A 12,497-nucleotide genomic window follows, 5' to 3' on the forward strand; every position below is an offset into this window, starting at 1 on the left:
GAGAAATCACATTATATATTTTAAAGGTCTAACCGCAATGCTGTTAAATTATCACTCCATAAACAACCAATTACACATAACTGCCATAATAGGCAAGGAATAACAATGTGCCAACCATTTAATGGCATTTATCGCAATCATGCGCATCATTAAACGCTTTCTTGGTTCTTGCTTTTTTCCAAAAGAATTTCTTAATAAGGAAGCTTAATGCAAGTGCAAGTGCTATAAGGGCCAATATGGTTTGAATTGTGTCGTTCATGTGCTGTCTTCTTGTTTAATACAATGCGAATTCTTTTAGCAGTTAGCAGTTAGAATTCTACTTTAAAAGTTGGAAGGCTATCAATGCTATTATATACGCAAAACCACTCATAATTACAAGTTGTAGCAGTGGCCATTTCCACGAATTTGTTTCGCGCTGTACAATGGCAAGTGTACTCATACATTGCATGGCAAAGGCATAAAATAGGAGCAGCGAAATTCCTGAAGCAAACGTAAATAAAGGCCCGCCTAAAATAGGGTTCACCTCTCCTGCCATCCTGTTTTTAATTGTTTCTTCATCATCACTTCCAACGCTATATATGGTAGCCAAGGTGCCTACAAACACTTCGCGCGCAGCAAATGAGCTGACCAAAGCAATCCCAATTTTCCAATCATAACCCAATGGCCTGATAGCAGGTTCAATAGCGTGACCTGTAATTCCTAAGAACGAATGTTCTAACTTTTGAGATGCTATATGTTCATGCAATTCATCATCTGTCAGATTTTGACCAGCATATTCTGTTTTGACAATTTCTTCAGCGTTATTGAACCCCTCCCCAGGACCGTAAGAGGCTAAAAACCATAGAATGATTGAAATTGCCAAGATAATTTTACCCGCTCCAAAAACAAATGATTTGGTCTTTTCAATCACTGTCAACACCACGTTCTTTAATAATGGCAACTTATAATTAGGCATTTCTACCACAAAAAAGGTTTTACTTTTAATCTTCAGAATTTTATTTAATACCATTGCTGATACTAAAGCGGCTCCAAAACCTATTAAATACAGCAACATTAGGGTTAAAGCTTGGTAACCTAATCCGAAAAATCGACCCTCTGGAATGACTAATGATATGATAATGAGATATACTGGTAAACGCGCAGAACAAGTAGTAAACGGGGTTACTAATATAGTAATGAGGCGTTCTTTCCAACTTTCGATATTTCGAGTGGCCATAATAGCGGGAATAGCACAAGCTGTTCCTGAGATTAAAGGCACCACACTTTTTCCACTTAAGCCGAAACGACGCATACCGCGGTCCATTAAAAACACTACTCGGCTCATGTAGCCACTTTCTTCAAGTACTGAAATAAACAGAAATAAAAATGCAATTTGAGGAATAAATATTACAATTCCTCCAAGGCCAGGTATGATGCCTTCTGCCAACAAACTGGTAAAGGCTCCAGCGGGCAAGGCATTTTTTGTCCATTCACTTAAGGAAGCAAAGGATGTGTCAATAAAATCCATAGGGACGCTAGACCAATCATAAATGGCTTGAAATATTGTTAATAAAATAAGGAGAAAAATGACATATCCCCAAATTTTATGGGTTAAAATACGGTCCAATTTAATACGAAGATCCTTGGCTGTATTAAGATCGATAGTTTGGCCTTTTTTAAGCGTATTGTTTATAAATTGATAGCGTTTGATGGTTTCCTTTTGTTGCAGTCGCTTTAAATCGGCTTTTGATTTTGTTTTAAAATCAGCAACCGCATCAATTTCATTTCTATCCGTCTTGCCAAAATTAACATCTTGGGTAATAACTAGCCACAATTTATACAACAATTGATTAGGAAAAGCTTTGCGCAAATTGTCAAAATACTCCCTATCAATTTCAGATGCATTCATACATGGCGTAATCGACAAATCTTTATAATTTGAAATCAATTCCTTCAATTCAGCAATCCCGTTTTTTTTACGAGTACTTACAAGCGCAATTTTTGTGTTGAGCTGTGCTTCCAAATACGGAATATCCAATGAAATTCCCTTATAACTCATACGGTCAGCCATATTAATGACCAATATGGTAGGGATTTCTAAATCTTTAATTTGGGTAAAAAGCAGCAAATTTCGTTTCAGATTCTCCACATCACTCACCACTACGGCAACATCCGGAAAATCTTTGTCATTTTTATTCAGTAACAACTCAATTACCACGTTCTCGTCTAAAGACGAGGCGTTTAGGCTATAGGTGCCGGGCAAATCAATAATGTGCGCTTTTACGCCACGAGGCAATTTGCAAATCCCTTCCTTTTTTTCAACAGTAATACCAGGGTAATTGCCCACTTTTTGATTTAATCCCGTAAGGGCATTAAATACGGAAGTTTTACCTGTATTGGGATTTCCTATTAAGGCAACATTAATTTGTTTACTCATTTATAAGATATCTATTAATATGTGAAGTGCAGTTTCTTTACGGATGGCTAAATGAGTACCATTGATGTTAAGATACATGGGATCGGAAAAGTGTGCAACTTGTACAAGTTCTACATAATTACCTGGTAAACACCCCATTTCTAAAAGTTTTAGAGGAATGTAAATAGATGAAACGTCTGTAATGATACCGCGTTGCCCTCTCTTTAGATGTGCGACTGTTACTTGCAAGCTTATTTAGATTGATTTTAAAGAAGCAAAAGTAAATATAAAAATTTAGAGGGTCAACCTTAAAATATGAAAGTTTCAGATTTCTATTGTTTGAAGTTTCTTTTATTTGAAGTATTTGTTGTAAAATTTCTTCAATTTCAACTTCAATTTTAATTTCGGCTTTTCACTAATCTTTTTTTAAAACCTTAATGTCTTCTAACAATTGTGCAATGTCTTCGGGTTTGGTACCGTCATAAAAGCCTCTAATTTGACGCTTTTTATCAATCAGCATAAAATTTTCAGTGTGAATCATGTCGTAGGCATCTCCGTTGCCATCCGTTTTAACGGCCAAATAACTTTTTCTGGCCAATTCATAAATTTGTTTTTTATCGCCCGTCACCAAATTCCATTTAGAATCAACCACGCCTTTCTCGATTGCATAGCGCTTTAATTGTGACACACTGTCAATTATAGGTGTAACGGAGTGGGAGAGTAGCATAACTTCATCATCGTCCATGATTTTCTCCTGAATTTGCACCATATGGTCGGTCATAATCGGGCAAATGGTCTGGCAAGTGGTAAAAAAGAAATCAGCCACGTAGATTTTATTTTTATAATCCTCTTGAGTTATGGTATCGCCGTTTTGATTGATCAAGCTAAAATTGGCTATCTTATGATATTTGCTTTGATACTGGATTGTGCTGTCAACCATTTCAAAATTGACCATAGAGGGTTGGTAAATAGGCAGCACTTTTTTAGGGGTTAGAATATTAAAAATAATGGTCACGATAATAACGGAAAGAATCAATAGGACGATTCCAAAATACTTATAGTCCTTAAAAAATGAGAGCATTTTTAATGGTTTTGAGAATGTTTGGTAAGATTTGTGTGCAAAAATACGATAGATAACCGTCAAAAACGGTATTTTTAGTGCTAAAATCTGCTTTCATGAAAAACATTTTTACCTTTTTATTTGTGCTTGTGTGTTCAGTGTTTAATGCCCAAGATGAACAACTTCAGGCCTTGAAAGAAGCAGAAATGAAATCAGCGTTACAACGGATGGAATTTAGGGCCAGTCCTAACACCGGAAACTACGATGTGAAATACCACCGACTGGAGCTGGAGGTCAATCCGTCAGTGGCCCAAATACAGGGTGTTGTAACGACGCATTTTGAAGCTAAAACAGATTTAAATCAAATCACTTTTGATTTGGCAACCAATATGACGGTGTCTCAGGTAATCCAACGTGGGGTGTCTTTGCCATTTGCGCATCAAAATAGTGATGAGTTGGTCATTACTTTACCAACAACTCAGGTGGCAGGCGTTTTAGATTCCTTAGCCATTAGGTATTCTGGCAATCCTGTGAGTTCTGGATTCGGATCATTTGAAGTTAGTACTCACAATTCTAAACCTGTACTATGGACACTTTCTGAACCTTATGGAGCTAAAGGATGGTGGCCATGTAAACAGGATTTGATTGATAAAATTGACAGTATCGACGTGTATATCACATCGCCTAAAGCCAATCCTAGCGGCGATGCTTATATAGCGGTGTCCAACGGTTTGGAGCAATCGCAAAGTATCAATGGTTCTGCCAAAACCACGCATTTTAAACATAGATATCCCATTCCTGCTTACTTAGTGGCTATTGCGGTTACTAATTATGCTGTGTATACCGACCCCGTTCCCAATAACGGCAAGCCCTTTGAAATCGTAAATTATGTATACCCAGAGCATTTGGCAACCATAAAAACCCAAACCCCGGTAACGGTAACAGTTATGAATTTGTTCACGGAGCTTTTTGGCGAATACCCTTTTGCTGATGAAAAATACGGTCATGCCCAATTTGGCTGGAATGGCGGGATGGAACATACCACAGTGTCGTTTATGGGTAGTTTTGGACGAAGCCTGATTGCACACGAATTAGGTCATCAATGGTTTGGCAATAAGGTGACCTGTGGCAGTTGGCAGGATATTTGGCTTAATGAAGGCTTTGCTACCTATATGACAGGCCTTGTAGTTGAGCATCTGGATGGGCTAACCCCATTTAACACTTGGAAACAACAAACAGTAAATTCCGTAACGTCAAGAACCGGTGGTTCTGTCTACGTAAAAGAAGCAGATACCTTAAGCGTAAACAGAGTGTTTGATGGCCGCTTGTCTTACAATAAAGGCGCCATGGTATTGCATATGCTCCGCAAGAAAGTAGGGGATAACATATTTTATCAGGGATTACAGGAATATCTCAATCATCCAGACCATGCCTATGGTTATGCCAAGACAGAAGACCTTTTGTCCATAATGAATGCATCAAGTAATCAAGATCTATCTGAATTTTTTGATGACTGGGTGTATGGCGAGGGCTATCCAACTTTCGATTTACAATGGTACCAACCTAATGCTACAGAAATCAACTTTATCCTAAGTCAAACCCAAAGCCATCCATCCGTATCCTTCTTCGAAACGGCTTTGCCAATAAGGCTTCTTGGTGAGTCAGGGCAAACGTTGGATCTGGTTTTAGAGCACAGCAAAAATCTCGAAAAATTTAGTAACGCGGTTAATTTTAAGGTGGTTGAGGTAGTTGTCAATCCGGAGTATGATATCATATCAAGAAATAATAGGGCAGTGTTGGGTGTGGATAAGCTTGACATAGAAGCGGAATTATCGGTGTTTCCAAGCCCAGCTACGTATAACATCACCATTAAAAAACCCGATCAGATGGACGTTGAGTACATTCATATCTACAATGTTTTGGGGCAGCGTCTTTATTCTTCAGGGTGGACGCATATCATAGATGTAGCGTCATTTGCATCTGGTGTATTTTTTATGGAGTTTCAAACGGACCAAGGGAACTTTACCAAAACCCTGTTAAAAAACTAGCGATTAGAATCGTATTAGTTTCCTAACTGCACTTAAAAGATTACTTTTGTGCCTTATAATTTTTTTTGAACAGAGATCAATGGAGTTTATTATTAAAATTTCTCAATTTTTATTGAGTTTGTCCCTTCTCATCGTATTGCATGAGCTTGGGCATTTTATACCAGCAAGACTATTTAAAACACGCGTAGAAAAGTTCTACTTGTTTTTTGATATCAAATACAGCTTATTTAAGAAAAAAATTGGCGATACCGTTTATGGAATCGGATGGTTGCCCTTAGGAGGTTATGTAAAAATAGCCGGAATGATTGATGAAAGCATGGATAAGGAGCAAATGGCCTTGCCACCGAAACCTTGGGAGTTCCGTGCGAAGCCAGCCTGGCAACGTTTAATTATCATGTTGGGTGGGGTAACAGTAAACTTTGTATTGGCCTTGCTTATTTACATTGTGATGGCCTTTGCCTATGGTGAAACTGATATTTCAGCAGCGAGCATCAAGGATGGTTATTTGATAAATAACCCATTATTGACAGATTTAGGATTTAAAACTGGGGATAAGATTGTGAAAGTAGGTGAAACTGAAGTCGTTAAGTATTCCGATGTCAATACCAATATTATAGGGGCTGAATCAGTAACTTTTGAACGAAATGGTGCCGTGCAGACCATTAACCTACCGGAAGATTTTTTAGGACAATTATCCACCAATAAGCATGAGGGTCTATTTGGCCTTAGAGAGCCATTTTTAATTTATGCAGTTGCTGATACATCTTTAAACAAATCGGCTGATTTGAAGAAAGGCGATCTTGTAAAATCTATCAATGGTCAATCAGTGGAGTATTTTGATCAAGCTGAGGACGTCCTAAAGTCGTTTAAAGGTCAAATTGTAGAAACTGAAATTTTGAGAGATGGCCAAACCAAAAATCTCAATTTGAAAGTTGATGCTAACGGGAAATTGGGTGTTAAGGTTGGTGGCACGATGAATGATTTGGCGGAATTGGGGTATTTTGATATTGTACGTAATGAATATACCTTGGGTGAAAGCTTTGGTGTTGGCTTCAATAAATTTACCAGTCAAATAACAGGTTATTTTACACAGTTAAAATTAATCTTTAGTCCAAGTACTGGAGCCTACAAAGGTGTTGGTGGATTTAAGGCCATTTTTGATGTCTTTCCTAGTAGTTGGAGTTGGGAATATTTTTGGAGTATTACAGCGTTTCTATCCATCATGTTAGGGGTTTTGAACTTGCTTCCAATCCCTGCTTTGGACGGTGGTCATGTGATGTTTTTGTTATATGAAATGATCTCAGGACGCGCACCTTCAGAAAAGTTTTTAGAGCGCGCACAATTGGTTGGATTCGTGATACTCATTATGTTAGTGTTATTCGCAAATGGCAATGATATTTTTAAAGCAATATCGGATTAAAAATTTTTGAAAATTGTTTTGTTCAATTCAAAAATAGCAATATATTTGCAACCTCAAAATAGGTAATATACCTTCCTCCTTAGCTCAGTTGGTTAGAGCATCTGACTGTTAATCAGAGGGTCCTTGGTTCGAGCCCAAGAGGAGGAGCAAACAAAGAGTTACATGAAAATGTAGCTCTTTTTTGTTTTGTAGTTGACAACCAATCTCTCTTTAGCGTCTTTTCTTATCTTATAATGAATGTTTTAATAACACCAATTGATTTTATGGATGTATTTAAATGTCTTCAAAATTTTTTAATTTCGTTTATTATGAATTGTAAACACTAAGGCCAATCATAAACAATTAGGCTCCTGATGAGCCGAAAATGGGAATCGCATGTACCCTCAATAATGCCTAAGCCATGCCGTTACATTAATATAGATTATGAAAACAGTTGTTATAATTTTATTTGGTTTTATTACAGGAGTACAAGCCGTATTTGGCCAAAACCAAGACGTTATTACATTAGGTGAACAGATTGTAATTACATCTCATATTTTAAATGAAGAAAGGACCTGTTTAATAAGTTTTCCTGATACGTATACTAATACGTCTAAAGAATTTCCTATAATTATATTATTGGATGGATATGCACATTTTAAAATAACCTCTGGAATAGTTCACTTTATGGGGTCACAGAGAAGCCGAAATAATTTTATGCCAGAAAGCATTGTAGTTGCTATAGAAAATATTGATAGAGAACGAGATTTTACAGTCACAAAAATTAATACTAAACGACCAAATACAATGGGGGGCGGTAAAAATTTTCTAAAATTTATTGAAAACGAATTAGTACCCTATATTGATAACCATTACAGAACAACCCCAACTCGTACACTTATTGGCCATTCTTTGGGAGGCCTACTAACATTGAATTCATATTTGGATGAAAACAGTCTATTTGATGCGTACATATCTATAGATCCAAGTGTTTGGTGGGATAAGGAGATGATGAAGGAGCGAGTGGATACAATTACACCATCTTCGTCTAATAAAAAGCTATATATAGCGACTGCCAATCATGGAGAGACGGGGAATATAAAGAATAAACAGAGACATGACCTTCTTTATGAATTATTATCAAAGCAAACGGAAGAAGCTCAAAATGTTAATCATGAGTACTTTGAAAGCGAAGATCATCACTCTGTGCTATTGTTGGCTTTGTACAATGGTTTAAAATATATCAATCAACCACGGTAAGGTTACAGCGTTATAGGTTATTGAATTATTTTTTGCAAATATTTTAACTACAATGTAGTTTATTAAATCAATATTAACTACATTTGTGGTAAATAAAGCTCAGATGGGTCAAAATACACTCGGAGAATTTGAAGAAGTGGTATTGCTAATTGTTGCTATACTTAATGGTGGCGCATATAGTGTAGGGATCATTTCAGAAATTGAAGACAGGTTAGATAGAAAGGTTAGCTTGGGAGCTATCCAAACTGTTCTGAAAAGACTTGAAAACAAAGGATTGCTGAAATCACAATTTGGAGACGCTACAAAGGAAAGGGGAGGCAAGCGGAAGCGCTTATATGAACTTACTGCAGATGGTGAAAAAATAATTGACGACACCAGACATCAGAGAAATTCGCTTTGGGAAGCAATACCAAAGTTGTCCTTTAATTTTTGTTAAATGCAAAAGAAAGCTAATACACCATCACCACTCGCATTGGCATTCTTTTATTGGTATTGCCATCCTGATTTTAGAGAGGAAATAGAGGGAGATTTAATGGAACGGTTTCAAATGTATCTTAGAGAATACGGTTATAACAAAGCAAATAGGCTTTTTGTAAAGGAGGTTATTTTTTTGTTTCGTCCTTCTATCGTCGGAAATATTTATCATTTAACACACATAAACGCTATGGAAATTACTAATCAGAATAAGAGACTCTTCACTATTGTAACCATTGCTTTAGGGATATTGTCTATTCCGTTAATTGCTATGATTTTTACCACTGAGGTAAATTGGAAAATTTTCGATTTTATAATCGCGGGTGTTCTATTGTTGGGAACAGGCCTAATGTTTGAATGGATATTAAGAAAGGTAAAATCCGCAAAGCAGCGTTTCCTATTACTTATTAGCTTATTTGCTGCGTTAATACTAATTTGGGCAGAACTTGCTGTTGGCATTTTTGGAACTCCTTTTGCTGGAACTTAAAATAATATGTTTTTTTGATGCAAAAAGACGAAAATCTTTTAATTTTCGTCTTTAGGTTTGAGGAATTCTGACTGATACTTCTCTAAAAATTTCTTTTGCCTTGCAATCATTTGTTGGGTGATTTTGTCAATATCCATAAAATCCCTACCAAAATCACTTCCAAAAAATTCGTCATTGAAGTAGTTTTTACTAAATAATGAATCTTTAGAGAACACATCTTCAAAGTTTTTAGTGTCAAAATCTGAAAAATTTCTGAAGAATCTCGATTTAAAAGTTTGCAACAAGCTGTCTTTTTCAGTAAGTGATAATTTATCCAATTTTTTAGTTGATGACCAGGAATAGATGCTGTCATATCTTATTAAGTTTCCTGCATCGTCAAATTCCTTATTAACTTTCCAAGAACCTTTATGTGGCTCTATAATTTTTGCTTCAGTGTCGGCGCTATCAGTATGTTTTGCATTTTTATCCTGTGCATTACAACTGATGCTCAATAAACCAATTATAAATACTAAAACATAAGTTTTCATCAGTTTAAATTTTAGGTTACACACAATTTTGGGTTTGTTAAAACCGTTTTGAACAAACCTCCAGTTTCTATGGTTTTTATTAATTTATTTTGGTGAAACACCTCTGATTTGCGTTCACCGTTTTTATACCAAACACATTCCAAATACGTATCATAATCAACCAACCCTAGAATTACATCTTTTTTCGGAACATATTTGAGAACTTGCATTTTTGGAGCCGTAAGTTTTCCTCTTACCTTTACCCAATCTCCAGATTTAAACTTTCGTGGCATATCTTCAATTTTTACAAATCAAACATTTATGTAACATAGAGGAGACCGATTTCTCGGTCGCCTCCAATCATATTTAAAAAATTAAATATCTGCTGAAATTATGAAATCTTAATGCTTCTAGCGGGCTTTTGCTTGGCTTCATCTTTTTTTGGTAAGAAAATGCTCAAAATGCCATCCTTGTAGGTTGCATTAATACTTTCATCATTTACACTTTCAGGAAGCGTAAAGGTTCTTTTAAAAGAAGCATAACCAAACTCCTTGCGAGTGTAATTTTCAGATTTCTCTTCATGTGTTTCCTCCGATTCTGTAGAAATGGATAACACTTTGTTGTCTATGTCAATATTGAAATCTGATTTTTTTAAACCGGGCACCGCCATATCCACCGTAAATGCATCGGCTGTTTCTTTGATATTTACCTTCGGCAAGGTCATGCCGTTATTAAAGTTTGAAGCAAAAACTGTTGGCAGATCTCTGTTAAAAATTTCATCTAACCAATTTGACAAGGTTGGGAAGTTTTGATTTGAATTACTGTTCGCTAATCTTCCGCTTTTAGGAACATTTACTAAAGTGTTCATAATCACAAAAATTTATATTAAACTTTATTTTAATTCAAATTGATAGTCTTTATTAATTGTAATATCATTAAAACAAAAAAAATACCAAAATGATTTTGCCCATTCAGATTTAAATTTCTTTAAGAATATTATCCGCTCTATTAAGAAAAATTTAAAAATAATAGGATCAAATTTGTTAAAAAAGTGCCATTTTGACATTGTGCTAAATTGTAAAGGTTAGCTTAAATTATTGCAGGAATGTACTCGGTCTGCCAAATTTACATATATGACTACTTTTATCTGTCCTTATAATATTTATTCAAATAGTGTAGAAAATAAGACTAAGATTTGATTATATTAGTTGTAAGTGTATCACATTTAGATGGTTGAACACTATATAAATTTTTAATTTAAGTCAAATCCAATGGCAAAAATTTTATCAGTAAGAATTCTTGAAGTTCCAGAAAAAATAAATGTGGGTGATAACGAGACTGATATCACTGTAGTGACAACTATTGAATTCCACGAATTGGATATCCTTGGCAATATTGAATATTGTTTACATCTCTTTGTCTATGATGTACATGGTAAAATTGACCCCCTAATAATTGTGTCCAATTGGGACGAGAGCTCCATTGTGTCTATAGAAACGACATTAGACCGACGTGATGACTATTTGGGGAAGGCCTCAGTTATTTTTAAAGCTGATAGAACGCAACTTGTCATTAATACGCCAATGGCGCTAAAACTGGGCTCAATTGATAGTAGATCTACATATTATACGCGCAGGTTGGAAGTGTTTGCTACAGCCACACCCGCAATTGGTCGTGCTTCAAAATGGTCAGAACCTTATGATACCCAATTTCGATATTAAATCATTTAAACTTAGCCATACATATTTTTAAAAAATATTCCCATCAACACACAAAAAAGCTCTAATATAAATTAGAGCTTTTCCGAATTAACCAGTACTTAAATCCCTTGAAGTACTACTTGATATATATTATGCTGATACAGCTAACTTATTTTTTTTGTATTCGCTAGGTGTGCAATCATAACGTTCTTTAAATATTTTTGAAAAATAACTTCTGCTTGTAAACCCAACACTATATACTATTTCTGATATATTTAAGTCGGTATTTATGATCAGTTCTTCTGATTTGGTCAAACGTACAGATCTAATATATTCGCAAATGGTTAAACCATGTTGAAACTTGAACCCTTCTTGCAACTTGGCGGCAGATAGGCCAACACGTTCGCTTAAGTTCTCCACTTTATGGTCTAAATCTGGATACTCATTAATATACTCTGTAAGTTTTGCAATTAGTCCAATTTCCATTTTGGTTAAAGACGTTGGCTCCATATCTAAATTTTGGATGTCTTTATTGTGATGTTCAATTTCTAAAGCTAAAATAACATTGACTATACCTTTAGTAAGCAACTGACGTACCAACCCTTCTTGCTTAATGCATTGTAATTGCTTAATGCTTTCAGCTATCTTAAGGTTATAAGAACCAATATATAAGTAATCTTCTGTTCTATTGGCAATGAATGCTTCTCTTAAGCTGCTAGTCCATTGCGAACTGTTATTGCCTTCGTGAGATGTGTTTACGGAAATCATGGTGGCTACGGTTTCAATATCTCTTTCTAAAAAGATAACATTTTGTCCGGAGATGATGTTTGCGATAATGCTGGTTTGAAAAGCATCTATGGTATTTGTTGCACTGTCTTCATTAAATGTATGAGACAATTTTCCTTTAGAACAGTACATAAAATTGACATTGGACTCCACCAGTGTATCAATATTTAGTTTGATATCCTGAAAAGACGTCAGGTTAAATTCTAGAACGGTTAAACCATCTTCTAAAGCAATGGAGCGTATGCTGCCTTTTGCAATATCGTTATTTAAACTAAGCGTACACTCACTGGCGTTTTGCGTTAACGTACCACCAATTTCATTTTTGAGCGCTTCGAAAAAAGAGTATAAATCGTTTACTTTGGATGCTATTGTTATCATGGTG

14 protein-coding genes and 1 tRNA gene are annotated in these 12,497 nt (G+C 35.6%); 7 read left to right on the plus strand and 8 right to left on the minus strand.

Going from position 1 to position 12,497, the window contains the following annotated elements; all coding sequences use genetic code 11:
* Positions 1-118: 118 nt before the first annotated feature.
* The 4 genes from BXY82_RS05110 to BXY82_RS05125 all read right to left on the minus strand — a co-directional run bounded on the left by BXY82_RS05110 (position 119) and on the right by BXY82_RS05125 (position 3,476).
* Positions 119-259, minus strand: a complete 141-nt coding sequence (locus BXY82_RS05110) for a FeoB-associated Cys-rich membrane protein (RefSeq protein WP_133757084.1) — start codon at positions 257-259, stop codon at positions 119-121.
* Between the two features lie 57 nt (positions 260-316).
* Positions 317-2,416, minus strand: coding sequence for a ferrous iron transport protein B (feoB, locus tag BXY82_RS05115; RefSeq protein ID WP_133757085.1), 2,100 nt, complete (start codon positions 2,414-2,416; stop codon positions 317-319).
* Positions 2,417-2,644 carry a FeoA family protein gene (locus BXY82_RS05120; RefSeq protein WP_133757086.1) on the minus strand — a complete coding sequence of 76 codons (228 nt, stop codon included), beginning with the start codon at positions 2,642-2,644 and terminating at the stop codon, positions 2,417-2,419. It lies immediately after the preceding gene.
* A gap of 166 nt (positions 2,645-2,810) precedes the next feature.
* On the minus strand, positions 2,811-3,476 hold the full coding sequence (locus tag BXY82_RS05125; RefSeq protein WP_133757087.1) for an SCO family protein: 666 nt from the start codon (positions 3,474-3,476) through the stop codon (positions 2,811-2,813).
* Between the two features lie 95 nt (positions 3,477-3,571).
* On the opposite strand from BXY82_RS05125, the gene BXY82_RS05130 reads away from it, so the two are divergent.
* The 6 genes from BXY82_RS05130 (at position 3,572) to BXY82_RS15575 (ending at position 9,123) form a co-directional block, all read left to right on the plus strand.
* On the plus strand, positions 3,572-5,503 hold the full coding sequence (locus tag BXY82_RS05130) for a M1 family aminopeptidase (protein ID WP_133757088.1): 1,932 nt from the start codon (positions 3,572-3,574) through the stop codon (positions 5,501-5,503).
* 79 nt (positions 5,504-5,582) lie between these two features.
* Complete coding sequence (gene rseP / locus BXY82_RS05135; protein WP_133757089.1) at positions 5,583-6,923, plus strand: RIP metalloprotease RseP; 1,341 nt, start codon at positions 5,583-5,585, stop codon at positions 6,921-6,923.
* Positions 6,924-6,996: 73 nt separating this feature from the next.
* Positions 6,997-7,070, plus strand: a tRNA-Asn gene (locus tag BXY82_RS05140).
* 276 nt (positions 7,071-7,346) lie between these two features.
* On the plus strand, positions 7,347-8,162 hold the full coding sequence (locus tag BXY82_RS05145) for an alpha/beta hydrolase (protein ID WP_133757090.1): 816 nt from the start codon (positions 7,347-7,349) through the stop codon (positions 8,160-8,162).
* A gap of 103 nt (positions 8,163-8,265) precedes the next feature.
* Positions 8,266-8,598: a PadR family transcriptional regulator gene (locus tag BXY82_RS05150; RefSeq protein ID WP_133757091.1), complete on the plus strand. Its 333-nt coding sequence runs from the start codon at positions 8,266-8,268 to the stop codon at positions 8,596-8,598.
* Positions 8,599-9,123: a permease prefix domain 2-containing transporter gene (locus BXY82_RS15575; RefSeq protein WP_243835686.1), complete on the plus strand. Its 525-nt coding sequence runs from the start codon at positions 8,599-8,601 to the stop codon at positions 9,121-9,123.
* Positions 9,124-9,161: 38 nt separating this feature from the next.
* Here the strand turns inward: BXY82_RS15575 and BXY82_RS05160 are convergent, their stop codons facing one another.
* From BXY82_RS05160 to BXY82_RS05170, 3 genes are all read right to left on the minus strand, one after another.
* Positions 9,162-9,650, minus strand: a complete 489-nt coding sequence (locus BXY82_RS05160) for a hypothetical protein (protein WP_133757092.1) — start codon at positions 9,648-9,650, stop codon at positions 9,162-9,164.
* A gap of 11 nt (positions 9,651-9,661) precedes the next feature.
* Complete coding sequence (locus tag BXY82_RS05165; protein WP_133757093.1) at positions 9,662-9,922, minus strand: hypothetical protein; 261 nt, start codon at positions 9,920-9,922, stop codon at positions 9,662-9,664.
* A gap of 98 nt (positions 9,923-10,020) precedes the next feature.
* On the minus strand, positions 10,021-10,497 hold the full coding sequence (locus tag BXY82_RS05170; protein ID WP_133757094.1) for an Hsp20/alpha crystallin family protein: 477 nt from the start codon (positions 10,495-10,497) through the stop codon (positions 10,021-10,023).
* Between the two features lie 403 nt (positions 10,498-10,900).
* Between BXY82_RS05170 and BXY82_RS05175 the strand changes: the two genes are divergently transcribed.
* Positions 10,901-11,350, plus strand: a complete 450-nt coding sequence (locus tag BXY82_RS05175) for a hypothetical protein (protein WP_133757095.1) — start codon at positions 10,901-10,903, stop codon at positions 11,348-11,350.
* 129 nt (positions 11,351-11,479) lie between these two features.
* On the opposite strand, the gene BXY82_RS05180 is transcribed toward BXY82_RS05175, so the two are convergent.
* Positions 11,480-12,493 carry a helix-turn-helix transcriptional regulator gene (locus tag BXY82_RS05180; RefSeq protein ID WP_133757096.1) on the minus strand — a complete coding sequence of 338 codons (1,014 nt, stop codon included), beginning with the start codon at positions 12,491-12,493 and terminating at the stop codon, positions 11,480-11,482.
* Positions 12,494-12,497: the final 4 nt, after the last annotated feature.

Source organism: Gelidibacter sediminis, from assembly GCF_004364975.1.
Classification (GTDB): Bacteria; Bacteroidota; Bacteroidia; order Flavobacteriales; family Flavobacteriaceae; genus Gelidibacter; species Gelidibacter sediminis.

Bases quoted from the DNA above. Each gene is read 5' to 3' on its own strand.
- BXY82_RS05145 (WP_133757090.1), top strand. From the start codon at position 7,347: ATGAAAACAGTTGTTATAATTTTATTTGGTTTTATTACAGGAGTACAA.
- feoB (WP_133757085.1), bottom strand. From the start codon at position 2,416: ATGAGTAAACAAATTAATGTTGCCTTAATAGGAAATCCCAATACAGGT.
- rseP (WP_133757089.1), top strand. From the start codon at position 5,583: ATGGAGTTTATTATTAAAATTTCTCAATTTTTATTGAGTTTGTCCCTT.
- BXY82_RS15575 (WP_243835686.1), top strand. From the start codon at position 8,599: ATGCAAAAGAAAGCTAATACACCATCACCACTCGCATTGGCATTCTTT.
- BXY82_RS05160 (WP_133757092.1), bottom strand. From the start codon at position 9,650: ATGAAAACTTATGTTTTAGTATTTATAATTGGTTTATTGAGCATCAGT.
- BXY82_RS05165 (WP_133757093.1), bottom strand. From the start codon at position 9,922: ATGCCACGAAAGTTTAAATCTGGAGATTGGGTAAAGGTAAGAGGAAAA.
- BXY82_RS05125 (WP_133757087.1), bottom strand. From the start codon at position 3,476: ATGCTCTCATTTTTTAAGGACTATAAGTATTTTGGAATCGTCCTATTG.
- BXY82_RS05180 (WP_133757096.1), bottom strand. From the start codon at position 12,493: ATGATAACAATAGCATCCAAAGTAAACGATTTATACTCTTTTTTCGAA.
- BXY82_RS05170 (WP_133757094.1), bottom strand. From the start codon at position 10,497: ATGAACACTTTAGTAAATGTTCCTAAAAGCGGAAGATTAGCGAACAGT.
- BXY82_RS05175 (WP_133757095.1), top strand. From the start codon at position 10,901: ATGGCAAAAATTTTATCAGTAAGAATTCTTGAAGTTCCAGAAAAAATA.
- BXY82_RS05110 (WP_133757084.1), bottom strand. From the start codon at position 259: ATGAACGACACAATTCAAACCATATTGGCCCTTATAGCACTTGCACTT.
- BXY82_RS05150 (WP_133757091.1), top strand. From the start codon at position 8,266: ATGGGTCAAAATACACTCGGAGAATTTGAAGAAGTGGTATTGCTAATT.
- BXY82_RS05130 (WP_133757088.1), top strand. From the start codon at position 3,572: ATGAAAAACATTTTTACCTTTTTATTTGTGCTTGTGTGTTCAGTGTTT.